Below are 19683 nucleotides of genomic sequence, written 5' to 3' on the forward strand. Positions count from 1 at the left end.
TGTCCCGCCCGATCCAATCATGCCCCACCATTCGCCGCCGAGCCCGGCGTGCGTCGGGCTGTCACGCCCGGCACGTTGTCGAGGGGGGGGTCCGGGCACGTCATCCCCGATGAATTACGTGCCTGGACCCTCCACTCGATGCGTACCGACAGGCGCGGGGAGAGGCGATGCACACGCTGCCCCGTAGCGCCCGAACAACTCGGCCCCCTTCACCGCCACTGGGCTGCCGGCGTCGAGGCTCAGCAGACAAGTTGGACGGCGACCAGCTGGACATCGTCCCCACCGGTCAGAGTTTGCGGGCGACCAGCATGCCCAGCGGCGGCCGGTCCGGCGCTGGCGCAGTCTGCTCGACGGTCACCAGGACCTGGAAACCGGCTCCGGTCAGCAACCGCGCCACCTCAGCCGGCCGCTGCCGGTGGAAGCTCAGGTCAATCCGCTTACCCTCGAACTCCTCCCGGTGCCGAACGTGGTCGCCGATCTGGAAGGCCAACATCAGGTAGCCGCCCGGCACCAGCACCCGATGGAACTCGGCGAACGCCTGCGACCGCCGCTGCCACGGCAGATGGATGATCGAGAAGAAGGCGAGCAACCCGCCGAGCCCACCGTCGGGCAGATCCAGATCGAGCATCGAGCCGACCTCGAACCGCAGCCCCGGGTACGCCCGGCGGGCGTGGTCGATCATGCGTGGGGACAGGTCGACCCCGAACGCGTCCAGTCCGTGCCCGGCCAGCAGCACGGTGACCCGGCCCGGCCCGCAGCCGACATCGGCGACCGCGGTGTTGCCCGTCGAGCGCACCAGTTCGGCGAACATGCCGAGCATGGCCCGGTCCAGCGGCGACTCGTCCAGCTCGCTCTTCACCGCCTCGGCGTACTCGCCGACGATCGCGTCGTAGGAGTCCCGGGTGGTGGTCAGGAAGTCGGCGTCGGACACCCGCAGCACGGTACGCGACCAGAGCCCGCGCGGTGGCGACGACCTCTCGTCGCAGACGCGCCGCGTACCGCGATCGGTTGCCTGATTTCCCGTCGCATCGATGTGGTGAGGTGACCGGCATGGGTGTGCTGTACGACTACTTCCGGTCCGTCGACGACGACGCGGCCATCGCGCTGATGGGCGAGCTCGACGGCGGGCCGGTCGCCCGCGCTGCCGGCAGCGGCGACATCGACGGTGCCGGCGGCGTTGCCGTGGACGCCGTCGACCTCAAGTGGATCGACCCTCCGGTCGCTCTCGGTCAGCTCGTCAGCTTCGTCCGCGACGCGCCCTGGCGGGCCAGCCTGGTGCAGAGCCGACTGATCTGGAGCCCGGAGCGGCACGGCCCGTGGCTGTTCGGCCTCGACGACGCCACCCGGGACGCCCTCGCCTCGATCACCGGCGGTCAGCTGCCGGAGCTGTCGGCGCGCTGGGGTCGGATCGACGAGTTCATCCACTCCGGCCCCCTGCCCGAGGACGAGCTCGTCCCGGTGATCGAGGCGATCGCCGGTCTCGCCCGACGGACCCGCGACGCCGGTGACCACCTCTACTGCTGGTGCTGCCTGTGACGGGCCGCGGCTGACCGGTGCCGCCGGTTCTCATCCTTCTCCCATGATGGCGTGATCTGATCAGCGGACATGGGCAACACATCGGCGCGCATCCTGGTCGTCGACGACCAGCCGAACATCGTCGACATGCTGGTCACCGTGCTCACCTTCCACGGTTTCGCCGTCGACTCCGCGACCACGGTGGCGCAGGCGGAGCAGCTCGCCGAGTCGGGTCGACCGGACCTCGTCGTACTCGACGTGATGCTGCCCGACGGCGACGGCTTCGACCTGTGCCGGCGGCTACGGCAACGCGGCCACCGGTTCGGCATCGTCTTCCTGACCGCCCGCGACGCCCGCCGCGACCTGGTCTCCGGGCTAACCCTCGGCGGTGACGACTACCTGACCAAGCCGTTCGCGGTGGAGGAACTGCTGGCCCGGGTACGGGCGGTGCTGCGCCGGGTCGGCTCCGGTCCCGCCGGGCGCGACGGTCCCGCCGGCCGGGACGGCCCCGCCGGGCCGGGCGATCCGGCTGGTACGGCCGGCCGGGCCGGCTCCGTGCTGCGCTACGCCGACCTGGAGCTGGACGAGGACACCCTGCTGGTGTCCCGGGCCGGCGCACCGGTGCAGTTGTCGCCGACCGAGTTCAAACTGCTGCGCTACCTGATGCTCAACTCCGGTCGGGTACTGTCCCGCAGTCAGATCCTGGAGGCGGTGTGGCGCTACGACTTCGGTGGTGAGTCGAATGTCGTCGACACCTACATCGGCTACCTGCGCCGCAAACTGGACCCGCTCGGTGAGCCGCTGATCGTCACCCACCGCGGCTTCGGCTACGCGCTGCGTACCGCCGTGCAGGGGTGAGCCGTGCTGCCGCGCAGCCGCACCCGGCGGGCACCGCGCTGGTCGCTGCGCGGGTCGCTGATCGCCGCCACCGTGGCGCTCACCTGCGCCGCGCTGCTGATCACCGGCGTGGTCAGCGCGGTCGCGATGCGCCAGCAGCTGATGAACCGCACCGACGAACAGCTCACCACTGCCGCCGCGCTGGTCGCCAGCGGCAGCCGGCAGATCGCCCGGGTCGGCGAGCGGGACCTGCGGGACCAGACGGTACGCGCGGTGATCGGCCCCACCGAGTTTCTGGTGGAGTTCCGCACCGGTGACGGCGAGCTGACCCGGTTCGCGTCGACCGCGCCGGTGCCGGCGACCCCGCTGCTGGACGCCGCACCGGCCCCGCCGCCCGGCGGGCGGTCCCCGCTGACCAGCATCACCACGCCGGAAGGGGGGTACCGGGTGGTGACCGTCGACGCCGGCCCCGGCGTGGTGCTGCTGGGGCTGCCGCTGGCCCCGGTCCGGGAGACCGTGGCGCGGCTGCTCGGCATCGAGGTGCTGGTGTCGGTGGCGGTCGCCGTACTGCTGGCGTTTCTGGCCCGGATGCTGATCGTGGCCCGGATGCGGCCGTTGGACGACATCGCGCGGACCGCCGACGCGATCGCCGGTGGGCAGTTGGACCGCCGGGTGCCGATCACCGACGACCCCCGACGGGTACGGCGTACCGAAGCGGGCCGGCTGACCCTGGCGGTCAACGGCATGCTGGACCGGATCCTCGCCGCGTTGGCCGTGCGGGAGCGATCCGAACAGCGGATGCGGTCGTTCGTCGCGGACGCGTCGCACGAGCTGCGCACCCCGCTGACCGTGATCCGCGGCTACACCCAGCTGCTGCGCGGCGGCATGGTCGACGAGCGGCGCCGGCCGGACGTGCTGCGCCGGCTCGACGACGAGGCCGCCCGGATGTCCAAGATGGTGTCCGATCTGCTGTTTCTGGCCCGGTTGGACGCCGAGCCGCAGTTGCAGGACGAGCCGGTCGACATCGCCGTGCTGGCCCGCGACGCGGTCGCCGACGCGCTCGCCGTCGAACCGCAACGGGTGATCGCGCTGGATTCGCCACCGCATCTGCTCGTCGCCGGCGATACTGACGCGCTGCGGCGGGTGCTGGCGAACCTGCTGGCCAACGTACGGGCGCACACGCCGGTCGAGGCGAACGCCGAGGTGTCGGTGCGCGCCGCCGCCGGCCGGGTGCGGGTGGCGGTGTCGGACACCGGGCCGGGGCTGACGCCGGAGGCCGCCGAACGGGTCTTCGACCGCTTCTACCGGGTAGGCGCGGCGGGCGGCGCCACCGAGGGCAGCGGGCTCGGGCTGGCGATCGTCGCCGACGCGGTACGGGCTCTCGGTGGCGAGGTCGGTGCCGACACCACTCCCGGCGGCGGGACCACCATCTGGTTCACCGTCCCCGCTGGACCGGCCGGTGCCGCTGGCGTCACTCGTAGTGGTAGCGGCATGAAATGACAGTGATTGCCCCCTGCTCGACCGCGTACACCAGACGGTGCTCATCGTCGATGCGCCGCGACCGCAGGCCGGCAAGGTTGTTCCGAAGAATCTCGGGCTTGCCGATGCCTGGCCCGTCAGGGTCCCGCTTGATGTCGGAAATCAGGGCGTTGATTCGCCTCAGCGTCTTGCGGTCCTGGGTCTGCCAGTACAGGTAGTCGGACCAGGCGTTGTCGGTCCAGGTGAGCTTCACTCGTCGAGACCCAGGTCACGCTCGACGGCGGTCCCGGCCCGCCACTGGTCGATGCTCTCCATCAGGTGATTCGCGTTGGCAGGCGTCCGGAGCAGGTAGTTCGTCTCCATGATCGAATCCCAGTCCTCCTTGCTCACCAGCACTGCGTTGCCCCGCTTGGAGACGATCTCGATCGGGGTGTGGTCCTCGTTGACCCGCTCGATGAGCGGGAACAGGGTCTTACGGGCCTCGCTCGCACTGATCGCCGCCGCCACGACTCCTCCTCAATCTTGTACCGGATACGGTACCACTTACCGGACTCCGCTGCCAGGATGCTCCCTCGCACCCCCGTAGCGGCTTGCGGTTGACGAGCAGCGCCGGGCGGGAGTGTCGCGGTGACGTCGGCGGGCGCAACGGGTACGGTCTCCGGCCGTGGCGACGAAACCGGCGAACCAGGCCGCCGCGCGGGCGGCGGCGCTTGAGGCCGACGCGGAGAAGTATCCGAACGAGCGGGCCGAGCTCCTGCTGGAAGCGGCCGAGGCGTGGCGGGTGGCCGGCCAACTCGACCGGGCACGCAAGCTGCTGGCCGAGCTGATCGCGGCGGGCGGCGAGGACGGCTGTTACGCGCGATGCGACCTGGCCGGCATCGAGTTCGAGGCCGGGGCGGACAGCGAGGCGTACGAGGAGCTGGCCCGGCTCGCCCGCGACCCCGACCTGGGTCAGGCGCAGTGCACCCTTGTCGCCGAGTTGCTGGCTAAACGCGGTGACCTGCCGGCGGCGCTGGTTTGGTACGACCGGGCCGTCGCTCGCCTGACGGCGGACGATCTCGAGGCGCTGCGCGGGCCGAACGGCTGGATGCAGATGTCGTCGGTGCTGGTTTGGGGCCGCCGCGAGGTCCGGCGCCGGCTCGGGTTGCCGGCCGACGCCACCGACGAGATAGCTCCGGCGGCACCGGCGCAGCGGATGGCCGAGCCGACCGGACTGCCGACGACCCTGGACGAGGCGCGTGAGCACTTCGAGTCGGGTCGGATACCTGACCAGTTGCGGCTGCTGGTGTTTCAGCGCGCCGAGCGGGCCGAGGCCCGCCGCCGGTGGCCCGACGCGTACGTCGACCCTGACGAGGTGTACTTCCCGGCGGCGGAGCGTCGCTGGCGCGGCCTGGCCGAAAGCGGGGTGCCGGCCATCCGCGTGGTGCCAGCCACGGTTGCCGGGTTGTCGGAGTTCGCCGAGCGGATCGGTGAGTCGCCGCTCGACTCAGCGGTGAAGACTCGGTACGCCAGGCTGGCCGCCGACCAGGACACGATCGTCTGGCCGCCGGCACGCAACGATCCGTGCTGGTGCGGGTCGGGCGCCAAGTACAAGAAGTGCTGCGGCCGAGCAGGCCTGGGCTAGTAACGCCGTACCCGACCCAGCGACCTAGCTGAGACCGGGGCAGGCTGTCGGTAGTCCGATCGTGCGGGCGATGTCCAGCATCCGCTTGTCGTAACTGATCAGGACCGTCAGGGCGTCGCCCAGCACCTGGGCGCTTGCGATGTGGATCGCGTCCAGGGACCGCGCACCTGATGGTATGAGCGCGGCGGCGTCCCGGACCTCGGCGGTCAGCAGGATCTCGGTGAAGTTGCGCAGCAGATCCGACATCATGTCGGGGTAGTCACCGATCGTGTCGAGGGTACGGACGGTCTCGACGAACCCGAGGGTCGACGTGGCCATCGGTGCCGCAGGTTGATCGGCAAGGTACTCGCGCAACTCGGGCGCGTACGACCGGCCAGAGACGAGGGTGACGAGAGCCGAGGAGTCAAGGTAGATCAACGGTCCTCGTCCTCACGGGCTTCGAGCAGCAGGTCCAGCGGTGACACGTCCTCTGGTACGTCGAAGTGCGGGATTTGGTCCAGGTCGCTCGTCGTGGTCGTGGCGAGTCTGATCAGGCCCTTCGCGACCAGCGGCGAGTAGCGGCTGAGGGCGGCCGAACCAGGTAGCAGCACGGCGATCACGGTGCCGTGCCGGGTGACCTCGAGCGTTTCGCCACGCTCGACCCTGGCGAACATGGCACTCGGGTTGTACGAGAATTCACGTACGGACACGGTGCTCAACCTGACCCCCTAACTGTGCCTACAACTCAACAATAGTACCTACAGCTTCAGCCGCCGCCCGGAACCACGGGACGAGCGGGTGCGGTTGCAGCGGTGCGGGCAGTTCTTAACGGGTTCTCATCGAACTCACGTCCGGCTTGCACCCCGGCCGGGTGTGATCGGGGCATGCGCATCTGGAGACCTCGCAACCGACGGGGATGGCTGCTGCTCACCGCGGCGCTGCTGATCCCCGGGAGTCTGGTCGTCGCGGACCGGATCGCCGCCGGGGTGGTCGGCGGCCGGCTCGCCGACGCCGTCGGCTGTGTCCTCGGGCTGGCCGAGCCGCCGCAGGTCGACGTAAACGGCTTCCCGTTCGTGACGCAGGCGTTGGCGGGCCGGTTCGCCGGTCTCACCGTCACCGCCGACCGCTTCGGCGAAAGCGACCTGCCGATCGCCGGGGTCACCGCCGAGGTGTCCGACGTCGAGATCGACGGCGACCTGGCGGCGGCCGGTGCCGGCTCCACCGGGTCGGGCCCCGTCGAGATCCGGATCGGTCGGCTGTACGCCGCGCTCACGGTCGACCTCACGCGACTGGACGCGCTGGCCGGCAACCGGTCCGACAGCGGGACCGAGGACCGGTCCGACGGCGAGGCCGCGGACTCCGGCGGCGGTCTGCTCTCCGGGGCCGACGTGCAGATTCGCGGCAGCGGCAACGGCCAGCTGATCGTCGACCTGATAGCGACGAGCTTCGGCCAGGCCGTGCCGGTGACCGTGTACGCCGTACCCGTGCTCGACGGCCGGATGTTGCGGATCGAGCCGGTGGAGGTCGAGGTATTCGGGCTGCGCCGCTCCGCCGACCAGCTGGCCGGTGCCGTCGGCGCCGGTGCCCTCGGCGAACGCCGGATCGAACGGGAACTGCCCGAGCTGCCGGCCGGGCTGGCGTACCAGGGGCTGACCGCGACCGCCGACGGGCTGCGCCTGGAGATCACCGGCGAGTCCGTCGCCGTCGGCGGCGACGAGCTGCGACCCGCCGGGCGGGCGACGCCGTCAGGGACCGACAAGTGCGGGGAGTCAGCGTGAACACGGTCCAGACCGGTGGCCGCCCTGATCGCCAATTTGGACCGTCGGGGACACCCAGACGGACACTTGGCGCGACGGGCTGCTACCGGCCAGCGAAGCGGGTCGACCACTCGACGCAGCAGCCGGGCTGCCGTTCAGCACCGGCGGTAACCCACCGTAGTATGCCGGGTGGACCAGATCACGGGGGGTGCGGTGGCTGGGCGGCTGGCAAACCGACTGGGAACGGCCCGCGAGGAGGCGTTCGTCGGCCGTACCGCCGAACTGGACGCCTTCCGGGCCGCGCTCGCCGGCACGCCCGACGGATGTCCGGTGTGGTTCGTGCACGGCCCCGGCGGCATCGGCAAGTCCATGTTGCTGCGTCGGTTCTCGGCCCTCGCCCGCGACGCCGGCCGGATCGTCGTCCAGGTCGACGGTGCCGGCATCGACCCGTCCCCGGCCGGATTCACCGCAGCAGCCTACGCCGCGCTCAGCGGTGCGCCGGCCGTCCTGCTCGTCGACACGTTCGAACGCTGCCAGGGCCTGGAAGGCTGGTTGCGGGACCGGTTCCTGCCGCGCATCCCGGACGGGGTCGTCGTGGTGGTCGCCAGCCGGCAGGCACCGGACTGCGAGTGGCAGGCCGACCTCGGCTGGTCCGGCGTACTGCGGGTCGAGAGCCTCAGCGGCCTGCCACCGGCCGCGGCGACCGAGCTGCTGGACCGGCGCGGCGTACCACGTGAACTCTGGGACGCGGTGCTGCGTTTCGCCGGCGGCCATCCGCTCGCGCTCAACCTCTCCGCCGCGGTCGCCGTCGGTGACCGCCGGGCCGCCGCCACCTGGACGCCGACCCCGGACGTCGTCGCGACCCTGCTGCACCATCTGGTCGGCGAGCTGCCGTCGGCGCGACACCGGCTCGCGCTGGAGACCTGCTCACACGCGCTGACCACCACCGAGGACCTGCTGCGTTCGGTGGTCGGCGAGGCGGCGGCGGAGCTGTTCGCCTGGCTGCGCCGGCTACCATTCGTCCAAAGTGACCGTGATGGGGTCGTCCCGCACGACGTGGTACGCAGTGTGCTGGACACGGATCTGCGCTGGCGGGACCCGCACGGCTACCAGGTGATGCACGCCCGGGTGGCGGCCCACCTGCTGCACCGGGCACGGGCCGCCAGCGGCGATGCCGTCCTACCGGCGGTCCGCTCGCTGTACCACATCCTGCAGGACACCGCCGTGATGGCGCCGTTCGCGCTGCGCCACGGCGGCGGCGCGGTCTACCCGGACCGGATGGCACCCGGCGACCACGCCACCCTGCGACGGATCGTGCGGGAATCCGGCGACGGCGCCGACGATCTGGTCGGCTTCTGGCTGGACCGCCAGCCGGAGGCGTTCGACGTGTACCGGCGCTCGCACGACGGGGCCATCGCCGGGTTCCAGGTGACGCTGCGGCTGACCGGTCCGGATCCGGACGAGGTCGCCGCCGACCCGGTGGTCGCGGCGGTGTGGCGGCATGCCGCAGCCGCGCAGCCACGGGCCGGCGAACACATCCTGCTCACCCGGTTCAGCTACCCGCTGGCGGCGCGGCGGCGCTCCGCGGTCCGGAATCTGATGCACGTCCGGACCCTTCAGTGGTGGATCCGCTCGGAGCGTCTCGCCTGGTCGTTCCTCACGCTGGCGGACGAGGCGGTCGGGGTGGCGGAGTTCATCGACCACCAGCCGGTCCGGCCCCGGCCGGTGGTGGACGGCCGAGCGTACGACCTGTACGCGCACGACTGGCGGGCGGTCCCGGTGGATGTGTGGGCGGCCCGGGTGACCGCGTGGCCGCTGACCGCCGCGCCGGTCCGGTCCTCGACGGCCGCGACCACCACTGTCGCGACCCCGGTCCATACGGTGCTGTCCCGGCCCGACTTCGACGCGGCGGTCCGGTCGGCGCTGCGACGGCTGCACGACGGGTCGGCGCTGCGGGCCAACCCGCTGACCGGCAGCCGGCTGGTGGTCGACCCCGGGGGTGGCTCCGACGCCGATCAGGCAAGCGTCCGGGACCCGGTGGACACGCTGCGGACGCTGTTGACCGACACGGCGGAGTCGCTGCGGCACGACCCCCGCGACGCCAAGCTGTACCGGGTGCTGTCCGCCACCTACCTCGCCGGGCCGACCACCCAGGAGGCGGCGGCGGACCGGCTCGGCCTGCCGGCCAGCACGTACAAGCGGCATCTGCGGGCCGCCATCGACCGGGTCTGTGAGCTGTTGTGGCGCCGGGAGTCGTAACCGGACCGTCGCTCAGCTACGGTCGGGCCCGTGCAGGTCCGCCGTGCAGTTCGCGGTGCCACAGGGCGTCGCTGATCCGGTCCAGTGCCCGGGTCAGGTGCCGCCGGTAGGTGCTGTACGGCAGACCGAGCCGGTCCGCTGCCGCCTCCTGCGTCGGGGTGCCGTGCACGAACGTGGTGACCAGCACCCGGTGTGACCGGACGTCGTCACGCAGGCCGTCGAGCGCGGCGCCGAGGACGCCCCGTAAAGCGTCGACCGGGTCGCCGTCCGGACGTTCGGCGACCAGCCGCGTACGGACCAGCGGGTTGGTGGCCAGTGCGTCGGGGCGGCGCCAGGCCCGCATCGCGGACCGGACCGCGGCGTCGAACTCGGGGCGGGACAGCACCAGCAGGTCGGCACCGGGCCGGGCGGGACGAGGCTGCAGCCCGTACAGCAGTTGCTGCTGGTTGTGATCGAGCCAGTGCATCAGCGGGGTGACCCGCCAGTCGTGGAAGAACAGGTGGTACGGGCGTCCGCCGACCTGCGGCACCGTCTCGACCGGATGGTCGTCGAAGTAGGCCAGGTTCGGCCCCCAGAACTCGGCGTCGTGCAGCACCAGATAGTGCAGGGCCAGACCCTTGTCATGCAGGTAGTGGGCCAGCATCCGCATCTGGATCATGTCGGTCACCGGCGACGGCCGCTGGTAGGGCGGGCGATGCACCATGAACCGGGCCAGGCCGATGTGTTCGCGGCCGCGCAGCGGGGCGCTGGCCCGGCAGTGCCGCCAGGCGGTGTCGACGACCGGATCGGTTTCCAGCTCGGCCGGCTGCGGGTCGTCCAGGTCCAGCCAGATCATGAAGCCCACCACCTCGCCGGTGGCAGAACTGCGGTAGACGTGGCAGCCCTCGGGCCGGCGGTCCAGCCAGAAGCCGACCAGCGCGGCGGACTCCGGGCCTTCGGCCTCACCTGCGAGGTCCAGCACCGTCGACCGGTCCGCCGGCTGGTACGGATCCTCGTAGGCCTCGCCCTCGCCGGCGAAGGTGAAGTAGCGGCGGATCTCCTGCGCGTGCCGTTGCAGGTACATCATCGCGCCGACCGCCGGCAGCACCGCCGGCCCGGTGGCGGCCAACGCCTGCTCGAGCAGGTAGGCGTGCAGCCGCCGGTGCATGGTCTCGTAGCCCTGCGGGTCGCGCCAGCGCAGGTCGTCGTTGAGCGCGTCGCGGACCACATCGTGCGGGCGCAGGCCGCGGGCGTCGGACTCGATGAACGGCAACTCACGCAGCCAGGCGAAGATCGGCCCGGGGTCGCAGTCCAGGGCCGCCCGCAGCAGTCCTTCAGTGGTCGTCTGGGCGTGCGCGCAGATCTCCAGCGCCTGCCGGTGCAGTGGCGACGGCGTCTCCCCGATCAGCTGGGTGAGCAGGGTCTCCACCACGTTCAGGCTGGGCCGCCAGGCGGCGGTGGCGGCGGCCTCGTGGGTGACCGCGACCTCGGCGGCGAGCCGCAGCGCCAGCGGGTGGCCGCCGGCGAACGACAACACCGAGGGGTGCAGATCCGGCGGTACGCCCCGGCGGTTGAGCAGCGCGACGGCGTGCTCCCGGGACAGGTTGCCCATCGGGATCACTTTCAGCAGGTCACGCCAGGCCGGATCGGCCCGCCACTGCGGCCCGGGGCCGCCCCGGCCGGCCAGCACCACCAGGACGGACTCCGGCAGTCGGGGCAGAAACCGGTCCCGCAGCCAGTCCTCCAGCCCCTGGCAGTGCTCGAATGAGTCGACCAGCAGCACCGCCGTCTCGTCGGCCAGCGCATCAGCGGCGGCGAGCTCGAACCGGGCCGGAGACGGACTGACCGCCCTTCCATCCACATGCACCACCCGTCGTCCGGCGGCGGCCGCCTCGTCCCCGAAGTACCGCAGCAGGGTGGACTTGCCGATGCCACCCGGCCCGTGCAGGTAGAGCACTCCGAGCGGCTCGGGGGCGCGCTCCAACGCCTGCCGCAGCAGGGCGAGCTCGGCGGCTCGGCCGACGAAGTGGCGCTCCCGGGTCTGCCGCAGCCGCCGGTCCAGACTGGTGGTCGCTTGCCCACATCCGGCCATCACAAATCGATATCTTAGTGAAGCCGGTACGCCAGCGGCCTCCCCGGCCCGGCTGCCGGGACGGCACCACCGGCCGCCCCGGGGCAGGATCGGCGGGTCACCGCGACTGCAGGGCGTCCAGCGCGACGGCCATGGCGATCACCAGCCGACGGTCCAGTTGCGGGTGATGGATGTCGACCTGGTAGTTGTCCCGCAGGCCCCACCTGCGCACCACGGAGAAGGCCGGCTGGCCGTCGATGGTGAAGTCGAAGTGGTACGGCAGCCAGGAAAGCAGGTCACTGAACCGGCGCAGCAGGGCGACCACCATGTTGCGTTCCGCGCCGGTCGCCACCCCGATGCCGGGCTGCTCCAGGTGCCAGGTGGAGCGCAGCAGCGACCGGGCGAAGTCCTTACGGAACAGTCCGATCGGGTGGCCGGCGGCATCCGTCACGTCGTAGGTCGCCCCGAGGTCGATCACCTGCCGGGCCTTGAACCCGAGTACGGGCCGCTGGCGCTGGTCGTCGGCGTAGAGGGTGACCTGTTCGCGGAAGGCCAGCCGCTTCTGCTGGGCGAAGGCGAGCAGCGGCCCGGGTGCGCCGTCCGGGCCGACGGCGCGGACCTCGTACTGGTTGACCATCAACCGGATGCGCTGTCGCACGTACAGCTGTCGGAGCGTCTGCAGTTGCTGCTGGTCCATCGGTCGGTGGCCTTCTTCCGTCGGGGTGGGCGGCCGTTCGCCACCGGCGCGGTGGGCGGCCGTTCGCCACCGGCGCGGTGGGCGGCCGTTCGCCACCGGCGCGGTGGGCGGCCGTTCGCCAGCCGATCGAAAGTTTGCCATGGATAGCCGGTACGACACTCACCGGCATCACCGACCACATATCCTTCAGTAGCCTCCACGCTACGTTCCGTCCGCCCCTGCGGCAGGCCGACGACAAAGGATTCGGACGTATGTGGCCTATTCAGCAGAAAGCTTCCGCTGCCGCGCAACCATCCGACGGCTTCCCCGACGACGGCGAGGCGCTGCCCGAACTCGCCGACGCGGACTGGATGCACCACGCCCGCGGGTTCGCCGAGACCAGCTTCTGGACGGTCGCCCGCCGGCTGCCCGGAATCCTCGCCGAGGCGGTCAAGTTGGCCTGGTCGGTGAGCCCACGCGACACGGTCGCCGCGATCGGGCTGAACGTCGTGGCCGGGGTGATGACCACCTTCGGGCTGCTGGCCACCAGCAGCGTACTGCGGGAACTGTTCGCCTCCGGGCCGACGCCGGACCGGATCCGCGCGGCCGCCCCGGCGCTCGCCGTCGCCGCGCTCGCCGTGGCGGCCCGGGGCGGACTGACCATCGCCGCCGGCTGGGCCCAGGCCCGGCTGATGCCACAGGTCACCTACCGGGCCGAGCTACGGCTGTTCGAGGCCACCACGTCGGTGGAGCTGGCCGCGTTCGACGACGCCGGCTTCGCCGAGGAGATGGACCGGGCCCGCGACCGGGGCACCGTCGAAGCGGCGTCCATTGTCGATGACGCGGTGAACCTCACCACCGGGGTCGTCGGGGTGGCCGCCACCGCCGCAGCGGTCACCGTCATCGAGCCGCTGCTGCTGCCGTGTCTGCTGCTGGCGGCGGTACCGGCCGCCGTCACCGCCATTCGGATCGCCCGCCGCGAGTACCTCGCGTTGCTGGCCCGGATCACCCGGCGGCGGCGGATGTGGATGTTGGCCCACCTGATGGCCAACCGGCACACCGCTGCGGAAATCCGCACCTACCAGATGCGGGACTTCCTGCTCGGCGAGTATCACCGCACGATGACCACCGAGACCCGGGCCCAGCTGCGGTTGGTGCGGGCGCAGACCGGCACCCGGGTCGTCGGGGGTGCGTTCAGCGGTACCGCTGCCTTCGTCGTCTACGCCGTACTCGGCGGTCTGCTCCTGGTCGGCATGATCCCGCTGGCCGCCGCCGCCACCGCGATGATCGCGCTCCAGGCGGCCCGGGCCAACCTGAACACCGCCATCCACGCCACCAACGCGCTGTACGAGGACGCGCTGTACTACCGCGACTACCGCGACTTCCTGGCCCGCGCCGACCGGCAGGTGCCACCGGCCGGCGGCCGGCGGATCGGCGGGTACGACGAAATCGAGCTGGACGGCGTCAGCCTGAGCTACCCGGACACCGACCGGCCGGCGGTCGACGGAGTCAGCCTGACCCTGCGTCGGGGTGAGGTGGTCGCGCTGGTCGGCGAGAACGGCTCTGGAAAGTCGTCGCTGGCCAAGCTGATCGCCGGGCTGTACCGGCCGAGCAGCGGCACCATCCGCTGGGACGGCGTCGACATCGACGAGATCGACCCGCAGCGGCTCGCCGGCCAGGTCGCGGTGGTGAGCCAGGACTGGTGGCGGTTCCCGTTCACCGCCGGGCAGAACATCACCATCGGCCGGCCAGGCCACGACCAGGCTGAGCCCGGTCGTCCGGACCACCACCAGGCAGCGGGCGACCGGGTACGGCCGTCCATGGTAGACGCCGCGACGGCCGCCACCGCCCACGACATGATCGAGAGCCTGCCCCGGGGGTATCGGACGCTGCTCGACCGCAACTTCCGGGAGGGCCACGACCTGTCCGGTGGCCAGTGGCAGCGGCTGGTCGCCGCCCGCGGCATCTACCGCGACGCGCCGCTGCTGATCTGCGACGAACCGTCGGCGGCGCTGGACGCCCGCGCCGAACACGCTCTGTTCCAGCAGCTCCGCCGCCGGCCGGACCGGACCGTCGTACTGATCACTCACCGGCTGGCGAACGTCCGTCAGGCCGACCGGATCTACGTGCTGCGGTCGGGTCGGCTGGTCGAGGCCGGTACGCACGACGAGCTGCTCGCCGCCGACGGGCTGTACCGGGAACTGTTCGAGCTGCAGGCGAGCGGGTACGCCGACACGCCGGTCGGATAATCGACCGGTGACCGCCACCACCGGACCCACCGCCGCCCCGGCCACGCCCTCCGCAGCGCCCCCGACCACGCCGCCAGCCACGCCCCCGGCCGCGCACCCGGCCCGACACCCGGCAGCGGTGCTGGAGGCGGTCCTGGAACGGATCACCTATGCCAACGAGGAGACCGGCTACACCATCGCCCGGGTCGCCACCGACCGGTCCGGCACCGACCTGCTGACCGTGGTCGGCTCGCTGCTCGGCGTACAGCCGGGGGAGAGCATCCGGCTGGTCGGCCGGTGGGGGTCGCACCCGAAGTACGGCCGACAGTTCGAGGTCCACTCGTACACCACGGTGCTGCCGGCCACCGTGCAGGGCATCGAGCGGTACCTCGGATCCGGCCTGATCAAGGGGATCGGGCCGAAGATGGCCGGCCGGATCGTCGCCCACTTCGGCGCCGACACGCTACGAATCATCGAGGAAGAGGCTGGCCGGCTGGTCGAAGTGCCCGGTCTCGGGCCGAAACGGACCTCCCTGATCGCCAAGGCGTGGATCGAACAGCAGGCGATCAAGGAAGTGATGATCTTCCTGCAGGGGGTCGGGGTCACCACCTCGCTCGCCGTACGGATCTACAAGAAGTACGGCGACGGGTCGATCTCGGTCGTCCGCAACGAGCCGTACCGGCTGGCCGCCGACGTCTGGGGCATCGGGTTCAAGACCGCCGACACCATCGCCCAGGCAGTCGGCATCCCGCACGACAGCCCGGAACGGATCAAGGCCGGCATCCAGTACACCCTCTCCGAGGCCGCCGACCACGGCCACTGCTACCTGCCGGAGCCCAACCTGTGCACCGACGCCGCCGGCATCCTCGGCGTCGCCGTCGAACTGGTCCGCGACGCGCTCACCGCGCTGGTCACGGAGGAAGGCGTGGTACGCGAGGCGGTGCCGAACCCGACCAGCGAGGGCGGCATCATCCCGGCCGTCTACCTGGTGCCGTTCCACCGCGCCGAATGCTCACTGGCCGGCAGCCTGCTGCGGCTGCTGCACCACCGGGCCGACCGGTTGTCGGCGTTCGCCGACGTCGACTGGGGCCGGGCGCTGGCCTGGCTGCGCGCCGGCACCGGCGCCGACCTCGCCCCCGAGCAGGAGCAGGCGGTACGCCTGGCGCTGACCTCGAAGGTGGCGGTGCTCACCGGCGGGCCGGGCTGCGGCAAGTCGTTCACCGTCAAGTCGATCATCACGCTGGCCGCCGCCAAGGGTGCCAAGATCGTGCTGGCCGCGCCGACCGGCCGGGCGGCGAAACGGATGACCGAGCTCACCGGTCACCCGGCGGCAACCGTGCACCGGCTGCTGCAACTGCGGCCGGGCGGCGATCCGACGTACGACCGGGACAACCCGATCGACGCGGACCTGATCGTCGTCGACGAGGCCTCGATGCTCGACCTGATCCTGGCCAACAAGCTGGTCAAGGCGGTGGCACCCGGTGCCCACCTGCTGCTGGTCGGCGACGTCGACCAGTTGCCGTCGGTCGGTGCCGGCGAGGTGCTGCGCGACGTGCTCGCCGCCCCGGCCGTACCGCAGGTCCGGTTGACCCGGATCTTCCGGCAGGCCCAGGAGTCCGGGGTGGTGGTCAACGCGCACCGGATCAACGCCGGCGAGCAGCCGCGCACCGACGGCATGGCCGACTTCTTCCTGTTCGCGGCCGACGAGCCGGAGGCGGTCGCCGGCCTGGTGGTGGACATCGTCGCCCGGCGGATCCCGCGCAAGTTCCGGGTGCCGGCCCGCGACATCCAGGTGCTCGCCCCGATGCACCGGGGCCCGGCCGGCGCCGGCAACCTGAACACCGCCCTGCAGGAGGCGCTTGCCCCGCCGCGCGACGACCGGCCGGAGCGGCGGCACGGCGCCCGGGTGTTCCGGATCAACGACAAGGTCATCCAGATCCGCAACAACTACGACAAGGGCACCGCCGGAGTCTTCAACGGCACCATCGGAGTCGTCACCGCGGTCAGCACCGAGGACCGCAAGCTCACCGTCCGCACCGACGAGGACGAGGACATCGAGTACGAGTTCGACGAGCTGGACGAGCTGCAGCACGCGTACGCGATCACCGTGCACCGCTCACAGGGCAGCGAGTACCCGGCGGTGGTCATCCCGGTGACGATGAGTTCGTACACGCTGCTGCAGCGCAACCTGCTCTACACGGCGGTGACCCGGGCGAAGAAGCTCGTCGTGCTGGTCGGCTCGCGCAAGGCGATCGCGATCGCGGTCCGAACCGCCGGGGCAGGCCGCCGGCACACCGCACTCACCCACCGCCTGGCACCCGACTGACCCGGGTCCGGACCACCCGGGTCTTACGACCGGCCGGGTCTCTCGGCCGAACCCGGGTCTCACAGCCGGACCCGGATCTCACGGCCGCAGTTCGGCGACGACGACCCGCGCGGCCTGTGCGATCAGCGCGTTGTCGTACCCGGCATCCGGGCCTTCCCGGTCGGAAAGCACCGCCAGCACGATCGGTTGGCCGGCCGGCGGCCAGATCACGGCGATGTCGTTGCGCGTGCCGTATCCGGCGGCACCGGTCTTGTCTCCGACGCGCCAGCCATCCGGCACGCCGGCCCGGATCAGCTCGTCACCGGTTGTGTTCGCCACCAACAGGTCGACCAGCAGGTCCCGGTCGTCCGTGGCGAGCGCGTCGCCGACGGCGTACGCCCGCAGGCTTCCGGCCAGCGCCCGCGGGGTGCTGGTGTCCCGGGGGTCGCCCGGGGTGTAGTCGTTCAGCTCGGTCTCCCAGCGGTCCGGATCGGTCACGTCGTCGCCGATCTCCCGCAGCCGCTTCTCGAAGCCGTCTGGGCCACCGAGCTGCTCCAGCAACAGATTGCCGGCGGTGTTGTCGCTGTACCGGATCGCCGCGTCGGCGATGTCGCGCAGCGGCATGCCGGTGTCGACGTGCTGTTCCGTGATCGGTGAATAGGTGACCAGGTCGTCGGCGGTGTAACGGATCACCTGATCGAGCTCGGCGCCGGTGGTCTGGTCGAACACTGCGGCTGCGGCGAGTGGCTTGAAGGTCGAGGCGTACGCGAACCGCTCGTCTGCCCGGTGTTCGACAGTCTGGCCCGTGCCGGTGTCGACGGCGTAGACGCCGAGCCGGGCGTCGAAGCTTTCCTCCAGGCGTCGGAGCTCGACCAGGTGTGCGCCGGTGGTCGCCGTCGTGGTCGGCTGCCCGACAGCGCTCGGGGCGGCGTCGGGCGACCCCGAGGTCGCACAGCCCGCCAGCGGTACGAGCGCCACCACCGCGACGGCGATACGGACACAGGTACGCAAGGTCATGCGAAGCATCCTTTCCAGGTGCACTTGGGATGTCAGTCAGCCTGGCAGAGGAGTCGGATGCGGTAAAAGACGACGGTGCGCGTTCTGATGCTGATTCGGCATAGAACCGGGCATAGAATCAGCTGCCGTGGACGTGGTGGCCGCCTGCCGGGCTTTCGTTGCGGTCAGCGCCCACGGCAGCTTCACCATCGGCGCTGCGGCGGCCCGCATCCCGCAGTCCGTGGCCAGCCGGCGGATCGCCACCCTCGAACAGCACCTCGGTGCCCGGCTGTTCGACCGCTCGTCACGCGCCGTCACCCTGACCGCCTTCGGGCGGGACGTGCTGCCCTCGGCCCGGCGCTTGGTCGACTTCGCGGACACCCTGGAACACAACGCCGAGCAGGCCCGACTGCGCCCGCTCCGGCTGGCCGTTCCGGCGATCTGCCCGCCCCGGCGGCTGGCCCGGTTGGTCACCGAAGCCCGGACCGACGGCCTGCAACTGGATCTGGTCCCCGCCGATCCGGCGGAGCGCGCCGACCTGGTCCACGGCTTGGAGGTACGCGCGGCGCTGCTCGCCGTGGCACCCGACGGCAGCCGGTGGCAGGTACCGCTGGGGCTTGCCGGCTCGTCCGACGGCTCCACCGGCGACGCCGCCGACCCGATCTTCCTCGCCGCGCTGCGCCCTGGTCGGTTTCGGCGTGACCGGGCCGGCAACCGGATCTGGATTCAGCCTGAAGACGACGTCCCGCATGTACGGGATCGGATGGTCCGCCTCGCCCAGTCCGTTGGTCTGGCACCCGCGCAGGTCAGGATCGCCACCGGACTCGTCGCCGCGCTCGCCGACGTGTACGGCGGCGACAGCGGCGACTTGTTGCTCTGCTCGGCCAGTCAGGCCCGGGATCTCGGGCTGCGCTGGCACCCGATCGGCGAGCAGGTGTTCGCCCGAGGCTACGACATCGCGGCCGGGTTGGCCGAGGACGCCCGGCGGTTGCACGACCTACCGGACGCCGTAGTGCGGACCTGCCTCGGTGCCCCGCCCGACGAGCAACGGTGAGGAAGGTATGGGCGTCGCCAAGGTGCTGCGGCTGGCACGAGCCACCCTCGACGAGGCGGGACTCCGTGGCTCCGTCCTGGTCCGAGATCTGCGTACCGGCGACGAACTTGGCATCGACCCCGACCTGGAGTTCCCGGCGGCATCGCTGGTCAAGGTCCCACTGGCGGTAGTCACGTTGGACCGGATCCACCGGGGGGAACTCGATCCGGCGGCGCCGACCCTGGTGCGCCCGAACCGGGTCGCTGTGCCCGGCCCGACCGGGTTGAGCAAGTTCCGCCACCCGGCCACGGTGGCCCTCGAGGACCTGCTCTATCTCAGTACGGCGATCAGCGACGGTGCCGCCGCCGACGCGTTGTTCGACCTCACGCCGCCAGCGGAGGTCACCATCGGGCTGCGCCGGCTCGGGTTGTCCGGAATTATCGTCCGGCACCCGATCAGTGACCTGACCGACACCCCTGCCGAACGGTTCGCCCCGCAGGAGAGTCACCTGGCGCAGTCGTTGGCCATCGGCGCGGCAACCGCCGGTCACGGCCACCCGGTCGCCCAACTCGACGTCAGCCGGGCCAGTACCGGATCGGCCCGCGCCTTCGTCGACCTCCTGCACGAACTCTGGCTGCCGGCCACGATGAACCAACAGGTTGCCGGCCGGGTCCGCGAACTGATGGGTGACAACGTGCTGCGACAGCGACTCGCGCCCGACTTCAGCTCCGATGCTGCCCGCTGGTCGTCGAAGACCGGCACCCTGCTCAACCTGCGGCACGAGATCGGCGTCGTGGAACACGCCAACGGCCAGATCTACGCGGTCGCCGCGCTGACCGAATCCCGGGTGCCGGCGATGGTGCAGCCGGCGGCCGAGGCCTCGATGGCGTACGTCGCCCGCAGTCTGCACGACGAGCTTCGGCTGGTGGGCGGCTGACCCGACCG

General features: G+C 71.4%; 18 protein-coding genes. 10 read left to right on the forward strand and 8 right to left on the reverse strand.

All coding sequences use genetic code 11. The features are described 5' to 3' along the window. Window positions 1-286: 286 nt before the first annotated feature. The gene (locus ACXAHD_RS02275) at window positions 287-931 is read right to left on the reverse strand and encodes a class I SAM-dependent methyltransferase (RefSeq protein ID WP_281552133.1); all 645 of its coding nucleotides are present in this window, start codon (window positions 929-931) and stop codon (window positions 287-289) included. Between the two features lie 119 nt (window positions 932-1050). Here ACXAHD_RS02275 and ACXAHD_RS02280 point away from each other — a divergent pair, with 119 nt between their 5' ends. The 3 genes from ACXAHD_RS02280 (at window position 1051) to ACXAHD_RS02290 (ending at window position 3852) form a co-directional block, all read left to right on the forward strand. Next, window positions 1051-1536, forward strand: coding sequence for a hypothetical protein (locus ACXAHD_RS02280; protein ID WP_281552134.1), 486 nt, complete (start codon window positions 1051-1053; stop codon window positions 1534-1536). A gap of 69 nt (window positions 1537-1605) precedes the next feature. Next, window positions 1606-2373, forward strand: a complete 768-nt coding sequence (locus tag ACXAHD_RS02285; protein WP_281552135.1) for a response regulator transcription factor — start codon at window positions 1606-1608, stop codon at window positions 2371-2373. A 3-nt stretch (window positions 2374-2376) separates the two neighbouring features. After that, a complete protein-coding gene (locus ACXAHD_RS02290) occupies window positions 2377-3852 on the forward strand; it encodes a sensor histidine kinase (protein ID WP_289211513.1) in 1476 nt (491 codons plus the stop codon). On the opposite strand, the gene ACXAHD_RS02295 is transcribed toward ACXAHD_RS02290, so the two are convergent. Both ACXAHD_RS02295 and ACXAHD_RS02300 read right to left on the reverse strand, forming a co-directional pair. Continuing rightward, window positions 3824-4084, reverse strand: a complete 261-nt coding sequence (locus tag ACXAHD_RS02295) for a Txe/YoeB family addiction module toxin (RefSeq protein WP_281552138.1) — start codon at window positions 4082-4084, stop codon at window positions 3824-3826. The genes ACXAHD_RS02290 and ACXAHD_RS02295 overlap by 29 nt on opposite strands. Beyond that, the gene (locus ACXAHD_RS02300) at window positions 4081-4338 is read right to left on the reverse strand and encodes a type II toxin-antitoxin system Phd/YefM family antitoxin (RefSeq protein WP_278173223.1); all 258 of its coding nucleotides are present in this window, start codon (window positions 4336-4338) and stop codon (window positions 4081-4083) included. Before ACXAHD_RS02300 ends, ACXAHD_RS02295 begins: the two co-directional genes overlap by 4 nt. A 157-nt stretch (window positions 4339-4495) precedes the next feature. Here ACXAHD_RS02300 and ACXAHD_RS02305 point away from each other — a divergent pair, with 157 nt between their 5' ends. After that, window positions 4496-5455, forward strand: a complete 960-nt coding sequence (locus ACXAHD_RS02305; protein WP_281552139.1) for an SEC-C metal-binding domain-containing protein — start codon at window positions 4496-4498, stop codon at window positions 5453-5455. Between the two features lie 24 nt (window positions 5456-5479). On the opposite strand, the gene ACXAHD_RS02310 is transcribed toward ACXAHD_RS02305, so the two are convergent. Both ACXAHD_RS02310 and ACXAHD_RS02315 read right to left on the reverse strand, forming a co-directional pair. Further along, on the reverse strand, window positions 5480-5872 hold the full coding sequence (locus ACXAHD_RS02310) for a type II toxin-antitoxin system VapC family toxin (RefSeq protein ID WP_281552140.1): 393 nt from the start codon (window positions 5870-5872) through the stop codon (window positions 5480-5482). Then, on the reverse strand, window positions 5869-6144 hold the full coding sequence (locus ACXAHD_RS02315; RefSeq protein WP_281552141.1) for a type II toxin-antitoxin system Phd/YefM family antitoxin: 276 nt from the start codon (window positions 6142-6144) through the stop codon (window positions 5869-5871). The genes ACXAHD_RS02310 and ACXAHD_RS02315 overlap by 4 nt, the downstream gene beginning before the upstream one ends. Window positions 6145-6318: 174 nt before the next feature. On the opposite strand from ACXAHD_RS02315, the gene ACXAHD_RS02320 reads away from it, so the two are divergent. Beyond that, window positions 6319-7212: an LmeA family phospholipid-binding protein gene (locus tag ACXAHD_RS02320; RefSeq protein ID WP_281552142.1), complete on the forward strand. Its 894-nt coding sequence runs from the start codon at window positions 6319-6321 to the stop codon at window positions 7210-7212. Window positions 7213-7380: 168 nt separating this feature from the next. Beyond that, complete coding sequence (locus ACXAHD_RS02325) at window positions 7381-9450, forward strand: AAA family ATPase (RefSeq protein WP_281552143.1); 2070 nt, start codon at window positions 7381-7383, stop codon at window positions 9448-9450. Window positions 9451-9466: 16 nt separating this feature from the next. Here ACXAHD_RS02325 and ACXAHD_RS02330 read toward each other — a convergent pair whose 3' ends face one another. Both ACXAHD_RS02330 and ACXAHD_RS02335 read right to left on the reverse strand, forming a co-directional pair. Further along, window positions 9467-11521: an AAA family ATPase gene (locus ACXAHD_RS02330; protein ID WP_281552144.1), complete on the reverse strand. Its 2055-nt coding sequence runs from the start codon at window positions 11519-11521 to the stop codon at window positions 9467-9469. Window positions 11522-11618: 97 nt separating this feature from the next. Next, window positions 11619-12197 (reverse strand): LURP-one-related family protein, encoded by a 579-nt coding sequence (locus ACXAHD_RS02335; protein WP_281552145.1) that lies wholly within the window; start codon window positions 12195-12197, stop codon window positions 11619-11621. Window positions 12198-12448: 251 nt separating this feature from the next. On the opposite strand from ACXAHD_RS02335, the gene ACXAHD_RS02340 reads away from it, so the two are divergent. Both ACXAHD_RS02340 and recD2 read left to right on the forward strand, forming a co-directional pair. Further along, window positions 12449-14425 (forward strand): ABC transporter ATP-binding protein, encoded by a 1977-nt coding sequence (locus ACXAHD_RS02340; RefSeq protein WP_281552146.1) that lies wholly within the window; start codon window positions 12449-12451, stop codon window positions 14423-14425. A 118-nt stretch (window positions 14426-14543) separates the two neighbouring features. Continuing rightward, window positions 14544-16730, forward strand: coding sequence for an SF1B family DNA helicase RecD2 (gene recD2, locus ACXAHD_RS02345; RefSeq protein ID WP_281555753.1), 2187 nt, complete (start codon window positions 14544-14546; stop codon window positions 16728-16730). A gap of 78 nt (window positions 16731-16808) precedes the next feature. Here the strand turns inward: recD2 and bla are convergent, their stop codons facing one another. Continuing rightward, window positions 16809-17726: a class A beta-lactamase gene (gene bla, locus ACXAHD_RS02350; RefSeq protein ID WP_281552147.1), complete on the reverse strand. Its 918-nt coding sequence runs from the start codon at window positions 17724-17726 to the stop codon at window positions 16809-16811. Window positions 17727-17853: 127 nt separating this feature from the next. Between bla and ACXAHD_RS02355 the strand changes: the two genes are divergently transcribed. After that, complete coding sequence (locus tag ACXAHD_RS02355) at window positions 17854-18759, forward strand: LysR family transcriptional regulator (protein WP_281552148.1); 906 nt, start codon at window positions 17854-17856, stop codon at window positions 18757-18759. Window positions 18760-18766: 7 nt separating this feature from the next. Beyond that, a complete protein-coding gene (locus tag ACXAHD_RS02360) occupies window positions 18767-19675 on the forward strand; it encodes a serine hydrolase (protein ID WP_289211515.1) in 909 nt (302 codons plus the stop codon). The last annotated feature ends 8 nt before the right edge of the window (window positions 19676-19683 follow it).

Source organism: Micromonospora sp. ABR4_055, from assembly GCF_056160425.1.